Source organism: Nocardioides seonyuensis (assembly GCF_004683965.1).
GTDB lineage: Bacteria > Actinomycetota > Actinomycetes > Propionibacteriales > Nocardioidaceae > Nocardioides > Nocardioides seonyuensis.
Genome location: NZ_CP038436.1, coordinates 610,808 through 630,999 on the forward strand (window position 1 = coordinate 610,808; position 20,192 = coordinate 630,999).

Genomic DNA, 20,192 nt, shown 5'->3' on the forward strand with positions numbered 1-20,192 from the left:
CGGGGGTTCGTCACGCGTGCGACCAGGCGAGGGTCCGAGCCCCCGACCGCTTGGTCACGAAACGATCACGAGCCACCATGCCGGAGCCGTTCAAGGCCCGCCAAGAGAACGAAGCAATTCACCGTGCCTCATTGGCCCCACTGATCACACTGGCCCCGCCTGCCTCATCGGGCACGTTTCACCGTGAGGCGTTCCACAGTGGCGGCGTACGACATCAGCGCGGGCGAGGGTGGCGGCGTACGACGCCCCGATCGCCCGTGGGCGCGTCGTGTGCCGCCACCCTCAGGGGGAGGCGTGTCGTGTGCCGCCACCCTGGTGGCCTCGCAGGACCAGGCAGGTCAGAGCGTGACGTTCTCCAGCATCTCGGTCACCAGCGCGGCGATGGGCGACCGCTCGGATCGGGTCAGCGTGACGTGGGCGAAGAGCGGGTGGCCCTTGAGCTTCTCGACCACCGCGACGATGCCGTCGTGCCGGCCGACGCGCAGGTTGTCCCGCTGGGCCACGTCATGGGTGAGCACGACCTTGGAGTTGGCCCCGATGCGCGAGAGCACGGTCAGCAGGACATTGCGCTCCAGCGACTGCGCCTCGTCGACGATCACGAACGAGTCGTGGAGGGACCGGCCGCGGATGTGTGTCAGCGGGAGCACCTCGAGCATGCCGCGGTCCATCACCTCGTCGATGACGTCCTTGCCGGCCAGCGCGCCGAGGGTGTCGAAGACCGCCTGGGCCCACGGCGACATCTTCTCGTTCTCGGAGCCGGGGAGGTAGCCGAGCTCCTGGCCGCCCACGGCGAAGAGGGGCCGGAAGACCACGACCTTCTTGTGCTGGCGGCGCTCCATGACGGCCTCGAGGCCGGCGCACAGCGCCATCGCGGACTTGCCCGTGCCCGCGCGGCCGCCGAGCGAGACGATGCCCACGTCAGGGTCGAGGAGCATCTCGAGCGCGACCCGCTGCTCCGCCGAGCGGCCGTGGATGCCGAACGCCTCACGGTCGCCACGCACCAGGTGGACCTGCTTGTCGGGACCGACCCGCCCCAGCGCCGTACCCCGGTCGGAGAGCAGGACCAGGCCGTTGTGGCAGGGCAGGTCACGGGCGAGGTCGAGGTCGAGGGTCCCGTCCTCGTAGAGCTCGTCGAGCTGGGCGGAGGTCACTTCGAGCTCGGCCATGCCGGTGTAGCCGGTGTCGGAGTCGCTGACCGCCTCGGCCCGGTACTCCTCGGCGTCGAGGCCGACGGCCGAGGCCTTGATGCGCAGCGGCAGGTCCTTGGAGACGAGGGTGACCCGGTGACCCTCGTCGGCGAGGTTCTTGGCGACGGCCAGGATCCTCGTGTCGTTGTCACCCAGGCGGAAGCCGCTCGGCAGCGACGTCGCGTCGGTGTGGTTGAGCTCGACGCGCAGCGTCCCGCCCTCTTCGCCGATCGGCACGGGCTCGTCGAGCCGGCCGTGGATGACGCGCAGCTCGTCGAGCGATCGAAGAGCCGTCCGGGCGAAGAAGCCCAGCTCCGGGTGGTGTCGCTTGCCCTCCAGCTCGGTGATCACCACGACGGGGAGCACCACCTCGTGCTCGGCGAAGCGTTTCAGCGCGCCCGGGTCGGCCAGCAGGACGCTGGTGTCGAGGACATAGGTGAGCCTTGCGGGCGTCTCGGTCTTGGCTGCCACGGACGTCTACCCCTCACGGACCGGCGCGACACACCTCGCCCGGTCCTGTTCAACACATGGACCGGCCGGCTCCCTGAAGTGGTGCGTGACTTCTCACTGCTGCCTCCCGGTTCGGCCGGCTTCCCCACCTGCCGATGAGCACGAAAGTACGCCCGTCCAGGACGATCCGGGCACGACACGCCCGAGCGGAGGGTGACGACGAGATGAACCGTTCAGGCGCCGAAGCGGCGCTCGCGCTCGGCGTAGGCGCGGATCGCGCGGAGGAAGTCCACGCGCCGGAAGTCGGGCCACAGGGCCTCGCAGAAGTAGAACTCCGACTGCGCGCTCTGCCACAGCAGGAACCCGCCGAGCCGCTGCTCGCCGGACGTGCGGATCACCAGGTCGGGGTCGGGCTGCCCCTTGGTGTAGAGGTGCTGGGCGATGTGCTCGACGTCGATGGTCTCGGCGAGCTCCTCGAGGGTGGCGCCACGGGCGCTGTGCTCGAGCATGAGGGAGCGTACGGCGTCGGCGATCTCGCGGCGGCCGCCGTAGCCCACCGCGATGTTGACCAGGACCCCGTCGATGTGGCGGGTCGCCTCCTCGGCGGCCTTGAGCCGTTCGGCCATGTCGGAGGGGAGCAGGTCGAGCGCACCGACCGGGTGGATACGCCACCGGCCCGCCTCGGCGAGCGACTGCACGGCTCCCTCGATGATGCCGAGAAGCCCGGAGAGCTGCTCGGGTGGCCGGCTGGTGAGGTTGTCGCTGGAGAGCAGCCACAGGGTCACCACCTGGACCCCGACCTCCTCGCACCAACCCAGGAGCGGGCGGATGTTGTCGGCGCCCGCCTGGTAGCCGTGTGCGGTGTCGGCACCGACGGCCTTGGCCCAGCGGCGGTTGCCGTCGAGCATGACGCCGACGTGCTTGGGGATGCGGCCCGACGGCAGCGACCTCACGACGCGCGACTCGTAGGCCGGGTAGAGCACCCGGCGCACAGCGTCCTTCCAGCCCGTCACCCGGCGATGGTAGCCCTGTCACAGGGTTCCGAGCGGGCGTCTCGGCGCGGCGGCATGCGTTCCGTGAGCGTCTGCAGCATGGTGACCGGGTGGAGAAGCATCCCCTGCTCGGTGAGGACAGCACGACCGCCCGGCTCAGCGACGACCCGTCCCGACGCGGCCAGTGGTGGAGGTGGGCCGGAGTCGCGCTCCTCGTCGCGATCTTGCTGGCCGCGACCGTCGGGCTGCTGGGCCCACGCACCGCGGAGACGTCCGCGACGGCCCGGGGCTACCAGCTCGACGTCACCTATCCCCAGGTCACGCGCGCGGGCCAGCCCGCTCCCCTCCATGTCCGGATCACCGCCGAGGCGGGCTTCGGGGAGACCGTGCAGGTGAGCGCGTGTGACGGCATCTTCGACAACTTCGACTTCCAGAACTGGTACCCCAACCCCTCCGCGGAGACCTCCACGCCGACCGAGGTCGTCTACGAGTTCGACGCACCGGTCTCCGGCAACACGCTCGAGGTCAGCCTCGACGCCCGCTCGGCCCCCGGCCAGTTCGGAGGGATCCGCGACTGCGAGATCTCGGTGCTCGAGGACGACCGGCCGGTCGTCTCGACGGCGTTCACGACCTGGAGGATGCCCTGATGGACATCTTGATCCGCTCCCTGGTCATCTTCGCCTTCCTGTGGCTCATCGTCCGGGTGGGCGGCAAGCGGGAGGTCGCCCAGCTCTCGGCCTTCGACATGATCCTGCTCATCACGGTGGGCGACCTGGTCAGCCAGGGCATCGTCCAGGAGGACTACTCCCTGACCGCAGCGGTCATCGCGGTGGCGACCTTCTCCATCGCCGGCATCACGCTCAGCTCGCTGGCCATCCACTTCCCGCCGTTCCGACCCTGGATCGAGGGCCGCGCCCGCATCGTCGTTCGCGACGGGGAGCCGCTTCTCGACATGCTCCGGGCCGAGCGGATCACGATCCAGGACATCCACGAGGCGGCTCGCGAGCAGGGCATCCGCCGGATGCGCCACATCGAGCTGTGCGTCCTGGAGACCGACGGCAGCTTCTCGTTCTTCACCCAGGGCGACGAGGACGAGCGCGACGGGGCACCCGACCGCGACAGCATCGCGTGACGAACCACTCCGTGAGCAGGGTCGCCCAGTCACCTGCCGTGCCGTAACTTTGGGGCCATGACCCGTCCCGTCACCAGCCCGCGCGATCGCGTCGAGCGTGCCGTCGACCGGGCCTCCGAGATCGTCGCCGACAAGATGGCCGAGGTGAAGCCTCACCTGCGCGGCTGGCTCCACGCCGGCACGGCTCCTGTCGCGCTCGCCGCCGGTGTCGTCCTGGTGATGTTGTCGCCCACGGCGGAGACACGCATCGGGTCTGCTGCCTTCGTGCTGTCGGCGCTCCTCGTGTTCACCGTGTCCGCGATCTATCACCGCGGCACGTGGTCCCCACGCACCTGGGCGTTCCTGCGCCGCTTCGACCACGCCAACATCTTCGTGCTCATCGCCGGCACCTACACCCCCTACGCCCTGCTGTTCCTCGAGGGGTCAGCCCGCACGACACTCCTGGTCGTGGTGTGGGTGGCCGCCCTCGCGGGGGTGGCCTTCCGGGTGCTGTGGATCGACGCCCCCCGCTGGCTCTACACCCCGATGTACTTCGCGCTCGGCTGGGCCGCGCTCTTCTTCATCCCCCAGTTCATCGAGGGAGCCGACCGCTTCAACAACGACGTCGCGATCGCGGTGCTGACCCTGGTCGCGGTCGGTGGGGTGTTCTACACCCTCGGCGGCGTGGTCTACGGCCTCAAGCGCCCCAACCCGTGGCCCCAGTGGTTCGGCTTCCACGAGCTGTTCCACTCCTTCACCGTGGTGGCCTTCGCCGCCCACTACGTCGGCGTCTCGCTGGCCACCTACTCCCTGCGCTGACGCGCTCGGCAGGCGGGGGCTCGGCAGGTAGCTGCGCTCACGCCAGGCTGAGCCAGCCGAAGGCGCCCAGGGCGGTCGCGACCGCGACCGCACACACCACCCACGCGACCAGGGGCGACCGGGTCGCGAGGTGCTCGACGCCGCGGTAGACCGCAGTCATGACCGCGAGGGCGACCGTGACGTGGAGGAGCACCGCCAGCACCACCCCGGCGATCGCCCCGGCTAGACGGAATCGCCCCCACAGCAGGCTGAGCGCCAGCGGGACGACGATCGCCCCGGCCAGGCCACCGGCCAGCTCACCCACCCACGGTCGGTCACCCATCCACGGCAGGGTCGGCGCCCACGAGAGGTCGAGCAGGTCGGCGGTCGCGACCCCGCCGAGGACGAGGACCACGACGATCGTCACGGCCGCCGCCGCTCGGTAGCCCCACGTCTGCACCCGTGTCCACGGCACCTCGCGCCCCACGAAGATCGTGGCGGTCGTGACCGCGGTCCAGACGAGCCAGCGCCGGACCACACCCGTCCCGGTGTCGGCCATCGCGTCGCGGAAGATCCGGTCAGCCTCGACCCGGTCGACCGCCGCGCCGCCCGGGATGTCGTACGACGCCTCGTCGGGCCCGGCGACCAGCGCGTCGTGCAGCAGGGCCGCAGGCAGGTGGGCCCCGGTCCTGGGCACCAGCCAGGTGAACAGCGAGGGGACCGAGGTCAGGTCGGTGCGGAAGCCGGCGTCGGCCGGCACCAGGATCTCGCCGAGGTGGCGGTCGAGGTAGGCGAGCCGGCGTCCCATGCGCCAGCGCTCGACATCCTCGCTGGTCTCGCGTTCGAGGACGATGCGCGGGTCGCTGCCGGGGTCGGGCGGCGACCCGGGGCGCCCGTCGGCGGGCAGGGTGCCGCCGTCGTAGAACCGCCGCGGCTGCTGCGGCACGTGCGTGGTGAGGTCCCGAGCCTTCATGCGGCCACTCTCCCACCGGCGGCTGACACCCACGCCCGGCTAGCAGCCGACCTCCCAGTGGTCCGGCCCGGTGCGCAGCAACGACGTCGTCTGCCAGACGTTCCAGAGACCCATCGGGTCACCGGAACCCTTGGCGTACGCGTAGCCACCGGCGACGTAGGCGCGCCCCTCGTCCACGTGGGCGTAGTTGCTCGTCGTGACGCACGTCGGCTCCGGCTCCGGCTCCGGCTCGGGCTCCGGCTCCGGCTCCGGCTCGGGCTCCGGGTCACCACCGGTCCCGTCCGCGATGCCGAACGAGGCCGCGTCGTACCCGGCCGAGCAGATGCTGTCGAGGAAGTAGTCCCCCTCGCGGCCGCATCCCGCACCCGGATCGACCGGCGTCCCGTGACGCATGCCGTCGACGAGGTACATGCGCACGGCCCCGCCGCCGTACTCGGTCAACGTCGTACCGCCGGACAGCCGCTCGGTGGCGGTGGGCTGCTCACCCACGCCTGCCACGTCGGTGAACTGGTCGCGGGTCTCCTGGGCCATCGCGGGACGCACCGTGGTGTCGGCGGTGCCGTGCCAGATGGACACGACCGGGCGTGGGCCGCCGTAACCCGGGTGGGCGGCACTGACGAGGTCACCCCAGGCGTCGGGCGTCCGGTCGGGCGGCGCGTACATGCAGGTGAACGCCTGCGACACGGACGTGGCGCACCCGTGCGCGATGCCGGCCACCACCGAGCCGCCCGCGAAGACGTCGGGATAGGTCGCCAGCATCGTCGCGGTCATCGCCCCACCCGCCGACAGCCCGGTGATGAACACACGGTCGGAGTCGAGCCCGTACGACGACACAGCGTGCGCGACCATCTGCCGGATCGAGAGAGCCTCGCCCTGCCCACGGGCGGTGTCCCCGGGCTCGAACCAGTTGAAGCACGAGTTGGCGTTGTTGGCCGAGCTCGTCTGCGGGTAGACCATGGCAAAGCCGTGCTCGTCGGCGAGCTCTGACCAGCCGGAGTGGGAGTGGTAGGCCGACGCGCTCTGCGTGCACCCGTGCAGGGCCACGACCAGCGGCGCATCGTCCGGCAGGTCGTCGGGGACGAAGGCGTGCATCGTCAGGATGCCGGGGTTGCTGCCGAACCCGGTGACCTGGTCGAGCGGGCCGGACGCTGCCTGGGCACCGCCGGTCGGCACGAGCAGTGCCACCGCGACGAGCCACGTCGCGAGGACGGACTGGGTGCTTCGAGAACGGATGAGCCTGGTGCGGACGTGCATGAAGGACTCCTCGAGCGACGACCGGCACCCGAGTGACGCCGGTCACATCGTCTCGACCGTGCTGGCTCGGCCACGCCGTCACAATGGCGCTTGCCTCCACACCGGCGGGCGCGCCGATGTCCTCCGGCCACACGCCGGCTTCTCGCAGCGAGCTATCCGGGAGGGGCGCCGGCCAGGTCGGCGGGGTCGGTGACGGGGGCGGCGCAGACGTGGTGGCGGCAGACGTAGGCCGCCGGCTGGCCGTCGACGGGCACGCGACCTGCCAGCAGCGGGATCCGGTCGTCCGGGCCGTCGGCGACGACCACCACGGCGTTGGGGTCGCGCCGGGCGGCGTCGGCGAGGGCGTCGCGGGGGCTGCCCGACGGGCCGACGACGGCGATCTCGCGTGGGCCCTCGAGCATCGACGCAGCCGCCGCCAGCGACCAGCCGGCGAAGCGCGGCGCCTGGGTGACCAGCGGGTGGACCGACGCGAGCGCGCGCTCGGCGGCATCGCGATGACCGTCGTCGCCCGTGAGCGCCGACGAGGTCACCAGCGCGTGGAGCGTCGCCGAGAGGCCTGAGGGAGCCGCGTTGTCGGAGGGGTCGCGGGGGCGTACGACGAGCGCCTCGGCGTCGTCGGCAGTGTCGAAGAAGCCGCCGCCATCCGCCACGAAGTGGGCCAGCGCGGTGTCGAGCAGCCCGGTCGCGGCGTCGAGCCAGCGCGCTTCCCCGGTGGCCTGCACCAGGTCGAGGAGCCCGGCGGCGACGCAGCCGTAGTCCTCCAGCACACCGGCCGGAGCACCCACGGCGCCGTCGCGGGAGACCCGCCGGAGGCGACCGTCGACCACGTGGACGCGCAGCAGGAGGTCGGCGGCCTGGGCAGCGGCGTCGACGTACTCCTGCTCGTCGAGCCACAGGCCCAGGCGGGCCAGGCCGCTGACGGCCAGGCCGTTCCATGCAGCGACCACCTTGTCGTCTCGCTCGGGGCGGACGCGCTGCTCGCGGGCCGCGAGCAGCCTTGCCTTCACGTCGCGCCAGCGGTCGAGGTCGTCGGGGTCCTCGCGGAGCTGGAGGGTCGAGGCGCCGTGCTCGAAGGTGCCGGCCTCGGTCACGGAGAAGAGCTCGGCGGCCCACCTGCCGTCGGCCTCGCCCAGGACGTCGACGAGCTGGGCGGGCGTCCAGACGTAGAAGCGTCCTTCCTCCCCCTCGCTGTCGGCGTCGAGGGCGGAGGCGAAGCCACCTTCGGGCGTGCGCAGCTCGCGTAGCAGGAAGTCGGCGATCCCCTCGCCGGCCCAGGCGGCCACAGGGGTGCGACGGTCGGCGCAGACGCGCAGCAGGAGCGCGTTGTCGTAGAGCATCTTCTCGAAGTGGGGCACGACCCAGTCGGCGTCGACGCTGTAGCGCGCGAAGCCCCCGCCGAGCTGGTCGTGGATGCCGCCGCGCGACATGGCGTCGAGCGTGTGGTCGACCATGGTGAGCGCGTCGGGCGAGCCGTGGCGCACGAGGAACTCCAGCACCATCGAGGGCGGGAACTTCGGTGCGCCGCCGAAGCCGCCACGCTGCGCGTCGTACTCCCGGTGCAGGGTGGTGACCGCCTTGTCGAGCACCTCCCGGTCGACCGGACCCGCGGTCATCGCCGCCTCGCGGCGCAGGTGGTCGCGCAGGTTGTCGGCCACGCGTCGTACGTCGTCACCTCGGTTGTGCCACGCGTCGACCAGCGCCTCGAGGACCTGACGGAACGACGGCTGGCCGTGCCGCGGCTCGTCGGGGAAGTAGGTGCCGGCGAAGAACGGGCTGCCGTCGTGGTCGAGCACGCAGGTCATCGGCCAGCCCCCGTGACCGGTCATGGCGGTGGTGGCCTGCATGTAGACCGCGTCGACGTCGGGGCGCTCCTCGCGGTCGACCTTCACGGCGACGAAGTGCTCGTTGAGGTAGGCGGCCGTCGCCTGGTCCTCGAACGACTCGTGCGCCATCACGTGGCACCAGTGGCAGGCGGCGTAGCCGACGCTCAGCAGGACCGGCACGTTTCGGCGGCGAGCCTCCTCGAAGGCGTCCTGGCCCCACTCCCACCAGTCGACCGGGTTGTCCTGGTGCTGCAGGAGGTACGGCGACGTGGCGGCGGCGAGTCGGTTGGCCATCTGCACGCTCCTCTTCCGGGGGAGGTGCCACACTGGTCGCCCGGCACCGTTGGCTTCGCGAAGGATGGTGGACGTGACCGCGCCCAGAGCCGATCTGCCGAGTCTCCTCCGCGTCCTCCCGCCCACGGTGCCACACCGGCTGCAGGACGTGCAGGCCACCCTGCTCGAGCGCGTCGTCGACGCGGCGCACGCGTCGTCGCAGCGGCAGGGCCGACCGCTCGACGGTGCCGCAGGACGCGGGATCCAGGCGGGGACGCGTGCCGCGGTCGAGGCGTTCGTCGCCCTGGTCGCCGACCCCGGGCACGAGCTGGGGCCGGTGAGGGAGGTCTTTCGCCAGCTCGGCCGCGAGGAGTTCCGCGACGGCAGGTTCATCGACGCCCTGCGGTCGACGTTGGTGGCCGGCACACAGGCGATGTGGTCGGTGCTCGTCGAGCTCGGTGAGGACTCGTCCATGGAGCCCCGGCACCTCCACGTCCTGGCGGGTGCACTGCTCCCCTTCCTCGACGAGCTCTCCGCGGCGGCCGCGGAGGGCTACCTCGAGGAGCAGACGCGGGCCTCGCTGGACCTGGGGATGACCCGTCGGGGCCTCGTCTCGGCCCTGGTCGGCTCCAACCCGGTCGACGAGACGCGGGTCAGGACTGCGGCCGAGGCGGCCCGGTGGCCGGTCCCCGAGCGCGTCGGCGTGCTGGTCGTCGAGGGCGCTGACGCCGACCAGCTGGCGCGCATGGTGAGCGCGGACAGCATCGGCGCCACCTTGGAGGACGTAGCCGTCGTGGTCGTCCCCCGCGCCGACTCGGCCGGTCGCCTGACGCGCGTGCGCCGCGCTGTGAAGGGACGCCGCGCAGCAGTGGGGGTCACCGTCCCCCTCGTCCATGCCCAGGAGTCCCACCGCCAGGCGGCCCGAGGACTGCGGCTCCTCCACGCCGGCGTGCTTCCCGACACGGACCTGGTGGTGTGCGCCGACCACCTGCTGACGCTGATCCTCGGCTGGGAGGAGGGGCTGGCCGATGAGTTCGCCACCAGCGCCCTGGCCCCGCTGCTCCAGGTCGAGCCGGGGCACCGACGGACCCTCGAGGCGACCCTGCTGACCTGGCTCAGGGAGCAGGGACGCGTCGTGGCGACCGCGGAGGCCATGCACGCGCACCCGCAGACCATCCGCTACCGCGTCCGCCAGCTCAAGGCCTTGTTCGGTCCCGCCTTGGAGGATTCGGACGAGCGGTACCGGCTGGAGTCGGCCCTGAGGTGGCGTGTCTTGTCACCGGGGTGACAAGACACGGCACCAACCTTGTGACGGTCGAGGCATCCCACCAGCCTCCGGAGCGACCTAGCGTCGAGCCATGACGCAGACTCCGAGCACCACCGGTCCCCTCTCCGAGGCCACGACACACCCGTCCGTCGAGCCGACCGCCCCATCCGGTGACGGGCCGACCGACGGGCACGCCGGCGACCACGCGGTGGCCGTGGCCGCCCTGCACGGTGTGGACACGATGTTCACCCTGTCGGGCGCCCACGTGTTCCCGATGTACGACGGTGCCGTCAACGCCGACCCGACGATGCGGATCCTCGACGTGCGCCACGAGCAGACGGCCGTGTTCGCCGCCGAGGCGGTCGGCAAGCTGACCCGCTCCCCCGGTCTCGCCGTGCTGACCGCGGGGCCCGGGGTGACCAACGGGTCCAGCGCCATCGCGCAGGCCCAGTTCTCCGGCTCTCCCCTGGTGGTCATCGGCGGCCGCGCGCCAGCGGGGCGCTGGGGGTCAGGGGCGCTCCAGGAGTTCGACCACCCACCGTTCCTCGCTCCGATCACCAAGATGGCCGCCACCGTCCACAACGCCGACGACATCGTCGACAAGGTCGACGAGGCCTTCCGGGTCGCCGCCGCGCCACACCGCGGCCCCGTGTTCCTCGACGTGCCGATGGACCAGTTCTTCGAGCGAGCCACCCTCGACCGACCCGCGCCCACCGCTCGCCAGCGGACCGAGCCCGACCCGGAGGCCCTCGACTCCGTCGCCGCCCTCCTCTCCGAGGCGCAGCGGCCCGTCCTCATCCTGGGCACCGACGTGTGGGCCGACGGCGCCGAGGAGGCCGCCCTGCGCTTCGTCGAGGAGGTGGGCCTCCCGGCGATCACCAACGGGATGGGCCGAGGGGTCGTGCCGAGCGGTCACCCCTTGCTGGTCACCAAGGCGCGCAGCTCGGCGCTGGGGAGGTGCGACCTCGCGATCGTCGTCGGCACTCCCCTCGACTTCCGGCTCGGGTACGGCGTCTTCGGCGTGAAGGGAGAGGCAGCCACGGCGAAGGTCGTCCACCTCGCCGACACCGAAGCCCAGCTCTCCCGGCATGCCCCCCTGGCGGGCAGCGCGCACGGCGACCTCACCCTGGTGCTCGACGGCCTCCGGGCCGCGCTCGAGCGCCAGCGCCGCAAGCCCGACTGGTCGGGATGGATCGAGGACCTCCAGATCCACGTGGCCGCGGCCGTCCAACGCGACAGCACCGTGCTCAGGGCAGAGACCGACCCGATCCACCCGGCGCGGATCTACGGCGAGCTGGTGCCCAGGCTCGCCGACGACGCCGTGGTCATCGGTGACGGTGGGGACTTCGTCTCGTTCGCAGGCAAGTACCTCGAGCCGAAGAAGCCCGGTGGCTGGCTGGATCCCGGCCCGTTCGGATGCCTGGGCGCCGGACTCGGCTCCGCGATCGCAGCCCGCCTCGCCCGGCCGTCGTCCCAGGTGGTGCTGCTGCTCGGCGACGGCGCGGCGGGGATGTCGTTGATGGACGTCGACACGCTGGTGCGGCACGACCTGCCCGTGGTGATGGTCGTCGGCAACAACTCGGCCTGGGGGCTCGAGAAGCAGCCGATGCAGATGCTCTACGGCTACGACGTCGCCGCGGACCTGGCTCCCCAGACCAGGTACGACGACATCGTCAGGACCCTGGGCGGTGGTGGGGAGACCGTCACCGATCCCGCGCACATCGGGCCAGCGCTCGACCGTGCGTTCGACGCCGGCGTGCCCTACCTGGTCAACGTGATCACCGACGTCGATCAGCCCTACCCGCGCAACACGTTCGGCATCTGAGCCGATGGCCGACTCCGCGCTCATCTCCGTCGGGCTGCCCCTCGCCCTGGCTGTCATCATGTTCGGCCTGGGCCTGTCCCTCACCACGGCCGACTTCCGGCAGGTGGCGCGCTCGCCCCGCGCCGTCGTGGTCGCCCTGGTCCTGCAGGTCCTGGTCCTGCCCGCAGTGGCCTTCGCGCTGGTTGTCACCTTCGACGTCGACCCGCTCCTCGCCGTCGGTGTGATGCTGCTGGCCGCGTCACCAGGTGGGACCACGGCCAACCTGTTCAGCCACCTGTTCCGGGGGGATGTCGCCCTCAACGTCACCCTGACCGCCATCAACTCCGTGCTCGCGGCCGTCACGCTTCCGCTGATCACCAACGCCGCCATCGCCTGGTTCGACGCCACCGGTGAGGTGGGCCTGCAGACGGGCAAGGTGGTCCAGGTGGTCGCCATCGTCCTGGTTCCCGTCGGCGTCGGGATGGTGGTGCGCAACCGCCGACGCGCGTTCGCAGTCCGCGCGGACCGGCCGGTGAGGATCTTCTCGGTCCTTGTGCTGGTCCTGGTGGCTGCCGGGGCGCTCCTGGGCGAGCGGGAGAACCTGGCCGACTACCTGCAACAGGTCGGGCTGCTCACCGGGATCTTCTGCCTGGTCAGTCTCAACCTGGGCTACGTCGGCGCCAGGCTGCTGCGACTCAGCCAGGCACAGGCCGTGGCCACCTCGATGGAGGTGGGCATCCACAACACGACCATCGCCCTCACCGTGGCGCTGGGTGTCATGAAGAGCACCGAGGTGGCGGTCCCGGCAGCGGTCTACTCGGTCCTCATGTACGTGCTGGCCACCAGCTTCGGGTTCGCCATCACCCGGCGTAGGCCGCGGTCCGAGGAAGCCAGGCGCGCCGTGCCGGGGCGAACTCGCGGCCATGCGGAGCCGAGTAGAAGAACGTCTGCACGTTGACCCGGACGGCGCGGACCCGGTCGTCGAGGCACTGCGGGTCGAACGTCACCAGGCCCCGCTGCTCCCCCAGTGCGAATCGCATGCGGCCGCTGCACATGGCACCGATCGGGTCGTCATTGTCGCGCCAGTGGTCGACGTCGTAGACCTCGTACTCGGACGAGGCCATGCCGGCGTACCAGACCTCGGGGTCAGGGTCCCGGTCGGTGCTGAAGTGCACCTCCAGGCTGTCTCCCGCCTCGATCCGCTCGGCGAAGCGGATGACCACCCGCATGCGCCTGCCGGGCTCCGCCGCCGCGACGCGGCGTACGGAGACGATGTCGAGCGCGGGTGGTGTGGTCTCGGGCTCGTCGTACCAGACGTGGTCCGTCGGGGGGGCGACGGCAGCCGTCGCCGGCAGCGAGGACGCGGCCATCGGCAGGACTAGCACCGCCGAGAGCGCGACGCCCAGCGCCTTGGCCTTCTGGGACTTCCTCATCACATCTCCTCGCGGTCGGCGGAGCACCCAGTCCACCACTCCGGGAGCTCCGCGAACAGGGTCTGAGGTCACCCAGGTCACGGCGAGTGGCCGAACCTTGCGCCCATGCCGTACCGTTGACCTTGTTGAAGGGATGGCTTGACCGCCGTCCTGGCCGCACTCGAGTTGCGGCTTGTATCTCTTACTCCTGGTTTTCGGTTCGCTGGACATCAGCACAGGTGGGTGTCTTCAGCAGCACGGGGCACAGTGCCCCGGCACGGAAACAAAGGAAAAAACTCATGGCTCAGGGAACTGTCAAGTGGTTCAACGCCGACAAGGGCTTCGGCTTCATCGCTCAGGACGGCGGCGGTGAGGACGTGTTCGTCCACTACTCCGCGATCCAGACCAACGGCTACAAGTCGCTCGACGAGAACCAGAAGGTCGAGTTCGACCTCGCCTCGGGCCCCAAGGGTCCCCAGGCCGAGAACGTCCGCATCGCCTGACGTCTTCTTCACGGGCCCCGACCGCTGCTGCGGTCGGGGCCCGTGGTGCATTTCGGGCCGGTCCTCGGGCTGGCGCGCTGACCGCTGGTGGCATCCTTTGCCGCATGCAGCCCGTCCACGTCTGGATCCGGTCCGAGTCCCGCAGCACCGAGCAGCGTGCTCCGGTCGTCCCCGCCGATGTCCCGCTGCTGCTGGACGCAGGGTTCGAGGTCACCGTCGAGGAGTCGCCCCAGCGCATCTTCAGCAGCGACGAGTACGCCGCGGCCGGGGCGTTCGTCGTGGACGAGGGCACCTGGACGGACGCGCCCGACGATGCCTACGTCCTCGGGATCAAGGAACTGCCCGACGCGCCCGACTCGCTGCGCCACCGGCACATCTTCTTCGCCCACGCCTTCAAGGGGCAGGAGGGCGCGCAAGACACCCTCAAGCGGTTCCGACGCGGCGAAGGTCGGCTGCTCGACATCGAGTACCTCACCGACGAGCAGGGCAAGCGGGTGGTCGCGTTCGGCTACTGGGCGGGCTACGTGGGTGCCGCCCTCGGCGTGCTGCACCTGGCCGACCGGCTCGTGGCACCGCTCGTGCCGATGGCCAAGCACGACCTCGACACCGAGCTGGAGAAGGCCGGACAGGCCGGGGCCGACCAGCTGCTGGCGCTGGTCACAGGAGCGCGAGGGCGGTCCGGTCGCGGCGCCCAACGAGCACTCATGACCGCCGGTCTGCCGATCACCCGGTGGGACCGCCAGGAGACGATCGACCTGCACAAGCAGGTGCTGCTCGGCCACGACATGCTGGTGAACTGCGTCTTCACCCCCACCCCGACCACTCCGTTCGTGGAGCAGGCCGACCTCGACCACGAGCGCCGGCTGAGCGTCCTCGCCGATGTGACCTGCGACGTCACCGGCCCCACCAACATGCTCCCGGTAAACACGGAGATCACCACCTGGCAGGAGCCGGTCCGTCGCCTGCACGACGGCGACCCCGAGCACGCCAGCGCGGCCCTGGACGTCATCGCCATCGACAACCTCCCCTCCCTGCTCCCGCGGGAGGCCAGCGAGGGCTTCAGCACGGACCTGGTCCCACACCTGCTCGGGTTGGCCGAGGAGGGCGGGTCGGGGCCGTGGCGAGCGGCCGGGCGTGCCTTCGACGAAGCGATGGCGCGGCCTGACTCACGGGACGGCTCCTAGCTCGCGGGCCGTGTCGGTCACACATCTGCTGCCGCACACGACATGGAGGTGACAGTGCGAAGTGGAAGGGTGACGACATGGACCAGACCGAGGGGTTCGAGGCAGAGCGCGCCAGGCTCGTGGGCCTGGCGAGCCGGGTGCTCGGAGACCACGCCGAGGCCGAGGACGTCGTACAGCAGGCGTGGCTGCGACTGCACGGCACCGAGGCGGAGATCGACAACCTGCCGGCCTGGCTGACGACCGTGACGACGCGGTTGTGCCTGGACCGGCTGCGATCGCGCACACCCGTTCCGTCCGATGACGTGGACACCGGGGAGAGCACGGCTGACCCCGCGGACGACGTGACGCTCGCCGACACCGTGGGCCTCGCGCTCCAGGTCGTGCTCGACCAGCTGTCCCCACGCGAGCGGGTGGCGTTCGTGCTCCACGACAGCTTCGGCTTCGACTTCCCGACGATCGCGGCCGTCCTCGACACCAGCCCGGTCGCAGCGCGCAAGCTCGCCTCGCGGGCCAGGGCCAAGGTGTCCCAGCCGAGACCCGAGGACCGCCTCGCCGACTGGCAGGTGGTCGACGCGTTCATGGCCGCCGCGAGGAACGGCGAGTTCGCCCAGCTGATCCGCATGCTGGCGCCGGACGCCACGGTGACGGCCGACGACGCCGCGATCCTCGCCGGCACCCCCCGGTCGATCGAGGGCCGCGAGCAGGTCGCCACCTTCTTCAACGGAAGCGCCCAGGCGGCGCTGCCGGTCTTCGTCGGCGAACGGCCCAGCAGCGCCTGGTTCCACCGGGGCGAGGCCAGGGTCGTCTTCGACTTCACCGTCCGGGACGGAGTCGTGCGTGCCATCACGTTCCGCGCCGCGCCCGAGGTGCTGTCACGCGTCGTACGACGTGACGGCGACCGCCGACGTGACTGAGCCGGTCACACCTGACCTGTCCCGATCGTCAACAGGACACACACCCCTCAACCACAGGAGAAGACCATGAAGACCATGACCTGCCGCGACCTCGGCGGACCTTGCGACCTCGCGCACCAGGGCAAGGACGCCGACGAGGTCATCAAGCTCCAGGACCGTCACCTCAAGGAGGCGGAGAAGGCGGGCGACACGACCCACCAGGAGGCTCGCGACGCCATGAAGTCCCGCTGGCGCCACCCCAAGCGGTCGCTGGGTTGGTACAACGACACCAAGAAGGCCTTCGCGGCGCTGCCCGAGAGCTGACCCGGCTGCTCTAGACCGGGGGCATCGCGGTTGACGCGCCAGTGGCCCGGGTCGAGCATGCCTAGCAGGACGCTTTCTCGAGGGGGGCGCATGCCCACAGCGCAGGCGGCAGCAGAGTCACCACGGTCACGGGCCGCGAAGGTCGCGAACGAGGTCGAGCGGCGCTGGCCCGGACCACTGGCAGGCGTGGAGCTCACCGGCCTGCGATCGCTTCCGGCCGCCCACGCGAGGGAGCTCGTCTCACGACTGAGCGCCGCGCTCCCCTCCTCGGCCGACGGGCCCACCGAGGCACAGCTGATCACCGACCTCAGACGCGTCATCGTGGCCACCGGCAGCCAGCCCGACCCGGCCGACATGGGCGCCCTGTCCCGTCGGTACGCCGACTGGCTGCAGCAGGGCTTCCCCGACCAGGAGCCGGTGGAAGAGGCGTTCCGCGAGATGGTCGAGGAGCTCGGGCCGCGAGTGATGGGCATGCCCATGGCACCGCCACCACCGGCCGAGTCCGTGCCGCCGCCGCCGGCCGAGTCCGCGCCGCCGCCGCCCGCTCCCGCCGCACCGGCTGCACCGCCTGCACCCGCACCGGCACCACGGGGCGCCGGGCGCGGTGGGCTCGGAGGCCTCGGAGACGCGTGGGAGCGGCTTCGCTGGAGGATGTCCGAGCGGAGAGAGTCCGACGCAGGAGCTGTTCCCGCCCCCGAGATCCTGCTCGGCGAGGCCGAGGCAGGGGCCGAGCCCGAGACCGAGGCTGAAGCAGGGGCGGGAGCCGAGCCGGGTGACGGGACCGGCGCCACCGACGGGCTGGAGGAGGCACCCCCAACCGTGCCGCAGGAGTCCGCACACGAGGGCGGGGTCGAGCGGAAGTGGCGGGCCGACGTGACGGGGCGCGCGGAGGGAGAGGCCTACCGCGTGGGCCAGGAGTACCACCTCGGCATCAGCGTCACCGGCGAGCTGCACGGTGCCACCGCTGTCGCCGACTTCGAGGGTGAGGAGGCGCTGCTCGACAGCGACCCGACCGCCGAGTCCTTCGCCCTGACCGTTCAGGTCGACACCGAGGACTTCGAGGTTCGCAGCCCGACGAGCCAGCAGCTGACGCTGCCCCGGACCGGGCCCAGCGACCCCGTCGACTTCGACGTCGTACCCCTCCACGCCGGGACGTGCTCACTCACCGGCACCGTCCACCTCGACGGCAACTTCGTGAGCCAGCTCCAGCTGGACATGCCCGTCGAGGACCCCACCGACACCGACGTCTCGATGACCAGCACCGGGCGGCCACCAGACTCCGCGGCCACGCTGGAGCCGCGTGACATCACGCTCATCCTCGAGCCGGCACCAGGTGGCGGCTACACGTGCACGTCCGTCGGCAGCATCTCCTCCCGGGTGCGCCTGCCCATCACCCGCGAGGAGCTCGAGCTGGCGACCGGTGCCGTCCAGCAGGCGATGCTCGACGTGGTCCTCAGCGTGGATGCCCAGGGACGCAAGCCGTTCGCGTCCGAGATCACCATCCCCGAGGACATGGCGACGAAGGCGCTGCACAGCCTCGCCCGCGCTGGGGCCCGGCTGTTCCAGCAGCTGTTCAACCACCCGGGAGCCGGCGCCGACGTGACGCGCGTCGGCGAGTGGCTGCGTCAGCAGGCGACCGACGACAAGGTGCGCCTCACCGTCCAGGTCGTCGCCCACGACGTGCCGGTCCCCTGGGCCCTGCTCTACCTCGGCCCGGTCGCGGAGGGCTCCGAGCTGAGCTGGGACCGGTTCCTGGGCGCCAGGCACGTCATCGAGCAGATCCCGTTCCAGATGTCGCTGTCGGTGCCCGACCAGCGCATCCTCAGCAGCCCGATCCTGTCGGTCGGGGTCAACGCCAACCGCGACATCGACGCGCAGTTCGGCGTCACCCTGGTCGCCGACCACCTCAAGCACTGGACCGACCTGCGTGACCAGCGGCGCACCATGAGCCTCCTGCAGCGGAGCACCCGCGCGTCGGTGGTGGCGGCACTCGGGGACGCGGCGACGGCCGACCAGATCCAGTACTTCTACTGCCACGCCACGAGCAAGGGCAAGGACGGCAACCCCGACGGCGCGGTCATCCAGATGGGTCGCCACGACGAGGTGACCCTCTCCGACCTCAACCTCGACGCGCCGCAGACGGTCCAACTCGAGAGCCACCCCCTGGTCTTCATCAACGCATGCGAGTCCGGTGACCTCTCGCCGCTCTTCTACGCCGGGTTCGTGCCGTACTTCATGGCCAAGGGCGCCCGGGGCGTCATCGGCACCGAGTGCCGCACGCCGGCCCTGTTCGCCGTGCGCTTCGCCGAGGCGTTCTTCGACCGGCTGCTCGACGGGCAGAGCGTCGGCGACAGCGTCCACGAGTCGCGCCGGGCCTTCCTCGAGCAGCACCGCAACCCGCTCGGCCTCCTCTACGCCGTCCACTGCGACGCCGACACCCGCGTCGATCCCGCCCTGGCCCGGCCATGACCACCCACCAGGTCCCCGGGACCAGCATCGACTACCACCTCGTGCGGTACGACGAGGACGGCACCGAGCTGCCCGACGGCGACGGCTCGCGGACGTCGGCCGGCGTGCTCACTGCCGCGAAGGACGGCGTCACCGACGTCTTCCTGCTCAGTCACGGGTGGAAGGGCGACGTGCCGGCCGCCATCCGCCAGTACGACACGTGGATCGGCGTCATGGTCCGACAGCAGGCCGACCGCGACCGCATCCGTGCCGTGGTGCCCGACTTCAAGGCGTTGCTCGTCGGGCTGCACTGGCCGAGCCTTCCCTTCGGCGACGAGAAGGCGCCAGCGGTGCTGCTCGGGGACTCGCCTGCGGAGGCACCGGAGTCGGAGGGAGCCGACGAGTTCGCGGACGAGGCCCGGATGGATGCCGGCGCGCTGATCGACGCCTACGTCACGCGGTTGACGGCGGCCGACTCGGACGCGGCCGACCGGGACGCCGTACGCACCGCGCTGGCGCGCATCGTCGCCGCCGCCGACGAGCCCGAGGTCGCGGAGCGGGTGGCCGAGGGTGACCTCCCGGACGACCTGGCGGAGTCCTACGCGACGCTCTACGAGCACACCTTGGTTGCCAGCGACGGCGCCACCGCAGCACCGGGTGCCGACAACGACGTCTTCGACCCCCGCCTCACGATCGAGCAGTGGGCGGGAGATGCTCCGGCGGCCGAGCCGGCTCCCGACCTCCTCCTCGGGCCGTTCGACGGGCTCGCCGACCTCGCCGCCAAGGCTCGCCAGGCCCTCCTCATGCCGGTGCGCCAGCTGTCGTTCTGGACGATGAAGCGCCGCGCCAGGGTCGTCGGCGAGTCCGGCATGCACGACTTCCTCGCGGCGATCCAGCGGGAGGCGCCCTCGGCCCGGGTCCACCTGATGGGGCACAGCTTCGGCTGCATCGTCGTCTCGGCGGCTGTCGCGGGTCCGGTGGCCGACGACGGCTCGCTCGCGTCTCCCCTGCCGAGGCCGGTGAGCTCGCTCTTCCTGGTCCAGGGCGCGATGTCGCTGTGGTCCTACGCCGACGACGTGCCGTTCGCCCCGGGCTCGTCGGGGTACTTCCGGGCCATCCGGGACAGCGGCCTCGTCACGGGTCCCATCGTCACGACTCGGTCCGAGCACGACACCGCCGTCGGCAGGCTCTACCCGCTCGGCGCGAGGGTCGCCGACGACGTGCTGCTGGGCGACGACCTCCCCAAGTTCGGAGGCATCGGCGCCTGGGGGATCCAGGGCACGGCGGGCCACGACACCGTGGTGCTGGCCGCGACGGAGGACTACGGCTTCACCCCGGGCGAGGTCTTCAACATCGAGGCCAGCCGGGTGATCTCCGCGGGCGGTGGTCCGTCCGGGGCGCACAGCGACATCGCCCACGACGAGATCGCCCACCTGATGTGGCAGGCGGTCACCGTCTCTGCGCTGGCATCGCCCGCACCCGACCGGTGAGCCCGA

18 protein-coding genes are annotated in these 20,192 nt (G+C 71.3%); 12 read left to right on the forward strand and 6 right to left on the reverse strand.

What is annotated here, in order from left to right; all coding sequences use genetic code 11:
* Positions 1–338: 338 nt before the first annotated feature.
* Both phoH2 and EXE58_RS03045 read right to left on the reverse strand, forming a co-directional pair.
* Positions 339–1,658, reverse strand: a complete 1,320-nt coding sequence (phoH2, locus tag EXE58_RS03040) for an RNA 5'-3' helicase PhoH2 (RefSeq protein ID WP_135266519.1) — start codon at positions 1,656–1,658, stop codon at positions 339–341.
* A 212-nt stretch (positions 1,659–1,870) separates the two neighbouring features.
* A complete protein-coding gene (locus EXE58_RS03045; protein ID WP_135266520.1) occupies positions 1,871–2,650 on the reverse strand; it encodes an isoprenyl transferase in 780 nt (259 codons plus the stop codon).
* A gap of 89 nt (positions 2,651–2,739) precedes the next feature.
* Between EXE58_RS03045 and EXE58_RS03050 the strand changes: the two genes are divergently transcribed.
* From EXE58_RS03050 to trhA, 3 genes are read left to right on the forward strand one after another with little or no spacing between them, the layout of a single operon-like run.
* Positions 2,740–3,276 carry a hypothetical protein gene (locus EXE58_RS03050; RefSeq protein ID WP_135266521.1) on the forward strand — a complete coding sequence of 179 codons (537 nt, stop codon included), beginning with the start codon at positions 2,740–2,742 and terminating at the stop codon, positions 3,274–3,276.
* The gene (locus tag EXE58_RS03055; protein WP_135266522.1) at positions 3,276–3,761 is read left to right on the forward strand and encodes a DUF421 domain-containing protein; all 486 of its coding nucleotides are present in this window, start codon (positions 3,276–3,278) and stop codon (positions 3,759–3,761) included. The genes EXE58_RS03050 and EXE58_RS03055 overlap by 1 nt, the downstream gene beginning before the upstream one ends.
* A 57-nt stretch (positions 3,762–3,818) precedes the next feature.
* On the forward strand, positions 3,819–4,559 hold the full coding sequence (gene trhA, locus EXE58_RS03060; protein WP_208544109.1) for a PAQR family membrane homeostasis protein TrhA: 741 nt from the start codon (positions 3,819–3,821) through the stop codon (positions 4,557–4,559).
* Positions 4,560–4,596: 37 nt separating this feature from the next.
* On the opposite strand, the gene EXE58_RS03065 is transcribed toward trhA, so the two are convergent.
* The 3 genes from EXE58_RS03065 to EXE58_RS03075 all read right to left on the reverse strand — a co-directional run bounded on the left by EXE58_RS03065 (position 4,597) and on the right by EXE58_RS03075 (position 8,882).
* The gene (locus EXE58_RS03065) at positions 4,597–5,511 is read right to left on the reverse strand and encodes a DUF1353 domain-containing protein (protein ID WP_208544110.1); all 915 of its coding nucleotides are present in this window, start codon (positions 5,509–5,511) and stop codon (positions 4,597–4,599) included.
* Between the two features lie 39 nt (positions 5,512–5,550).
* Positions 5,551–6,765 (reverse strand): extracellular catalytic domain type 1 short-chain-length polyhydroxyalkanoate depolymerase, encoded by a 1,215-nt coding sequence (locus EXE58_RS03070; RefSeq protein ID WP_135266523.1) that lies wholly within the window; start codon positions 6,763–6,765, stop codon positions 5,551–5,553.
* 152 nt (positions 6,766–6,917) lie between these two features.
* The gene (locus EXE58_RS03075) at positions 6,918–8,882 is read right to left on the reverse strand and encodes a thioredoxin domain-containing protein (RefSeq protein ID WP_135266524.1); all 1,965 of its coding nucleotides are present in this window, start codon (positions 8,880–8,882) and stop codon (positions 6,918–6,920) included.
* 73 nt (positions 8,883–8,955) lie between these two features.
* Here EXE58_RS03075 and EXE58_RS03080 point away from each other — a divergent pair, with 73 nt between their 5' ends.
* From EXE58_RS03080 to EXE58_RS03090, 3 genes are all read left to right on the forward strand, one after another.
* Positions 8,956–10,149 (forward strand): PucR family transcriptional regulator, encoded by a 1,194-nt coding sequence (locus EXE58_RS03080; protein WP_135266525.1) that lies wholly within the window; start codon positions 8,956–8,958, stop codon positions 10,147–10,149.
* 70 nt (positions 10,150–10,219) lie between these two features.
* Positions 10,220–11,953: an acetolactate synthase gene (locus EXE58_RS03085; RefSeq protein ID WP_135266526.1), complete on the forward strand. Its 1,734-nt coding sequence runs from the start codon at positions 10,220–10,222 to the stop codon at positions 11,951–11,953.
* Positions 11,954–11,957: 4 nt separating this feature from the next.
* Entirely contained in the window at positions 11,958–12,890 is a 933-nt protein-coding gene (locus EXE58_RS03090; RefSeq protein WP_135266527.1) for a bile acid:sodium symporter family protein, read from the forward strand.
* Here the strand turns inward: EXE58_RS03090 and EXE58_RS03095 are convergent.
* Positions 12,793–13,365, reverse strand: coding sequence for a hypothetical protein (locus tag EXE58_RS03095; protein ID WP_135266528.1), 573 nt, complete (start codon positions 13,363–13,365; stop codon positions 12,793–12,795). The genes EXE58_RS03090 and EXE58_RS03095 overlap by 98 nt on opposite strands.
* Positions 13,366–13,643: 278 nt before the next feature.
* On the opposite strand from EXE58_RS03095, the gene EXE58_RS03100 reads away from it, so the two are divergent.
* The 6 genes from EXE58_RS03100 to EXE58_RS03125 all read left to right on the forward strand — a co-directional run bounded on the left by EXE58_RS03100 (position 13,644) and on the right by EXE58_RS03125 (position 20,186).
* Positions 13,644–13,847 (forward strand): cold-shock protein, encoded by a 204-nt coding sequence (locus EXE58_RS03100; protein WP_135266529.1) that lies wholly within the window; start codon positions 13,644–13,646, stop codon positions 13,845–13,847.
* A 104-nt stretch (positions 13,848–13,951) separates the two neighbouring features.
* Entirely contained in the window at positions 13,952–15,031 is a 1,080-nt protein-coding gene (locus EXE58_RS03105) for a saccharopine dehydrogenase (RefSeq protein ID WP_135266530.1), read from the forward strand.
* 77 nt (positions 15,032–15,108) lie between these two features.
* Positions 15,109–15,945 (forward strand): sigma-70 family RNA polymerase sigma factor, encoded by an 837-nt coding sequence (locus EXE58_RS03110; protein WP_135266531.1) that lies wholly within the window; start codon positions 15,109–15,111, stop codon positions 15,943–15,945.
* A gap of 66 nt (positions 15,946–16,011) precedes the next feature.
* On the forward strand, positions 16,012–16,248 hold the full coding sequence (locus EXE58_RS03115; RefSeq protein ID WP_135266532.1) for a DUF1059 domain-containing protein: 237 nt from the start codon (positions 16,012–16,014) through the stop codon (positions 16,246–16,248).
* A gap of 90 nt (positions 16,249–16,338) precedes the next feature.
* Positions 16,339–18,717: a CHAT domain-containing protein gene (locus tag EXE58_RS03120; protein ID WP_135266533.1), complete on the forward strand. Its 2,379-nt coding sequence runs from the start codon at positions 16,339–16,341 to the stop codon at positions 18,715–18,717.
* Positions 18,714–20,186: a hypothetical protein gene (locus EXE58_RS03125; protein ID WP_135266534.1), complete on the forward strand. Its 1,473-nt coding sequence runs from the start codon at positions 18,714–18,716 to the stop codon at positions 20,184–20,186. The genes EXE58_RS03120 and EXE58_RS03125 overlap by 4 nt, the downstream gene beginning before the upstream one ends.
* The last annotated feature ends 6 nt before the right edge of the window (positions 20,187–20,192 follow it).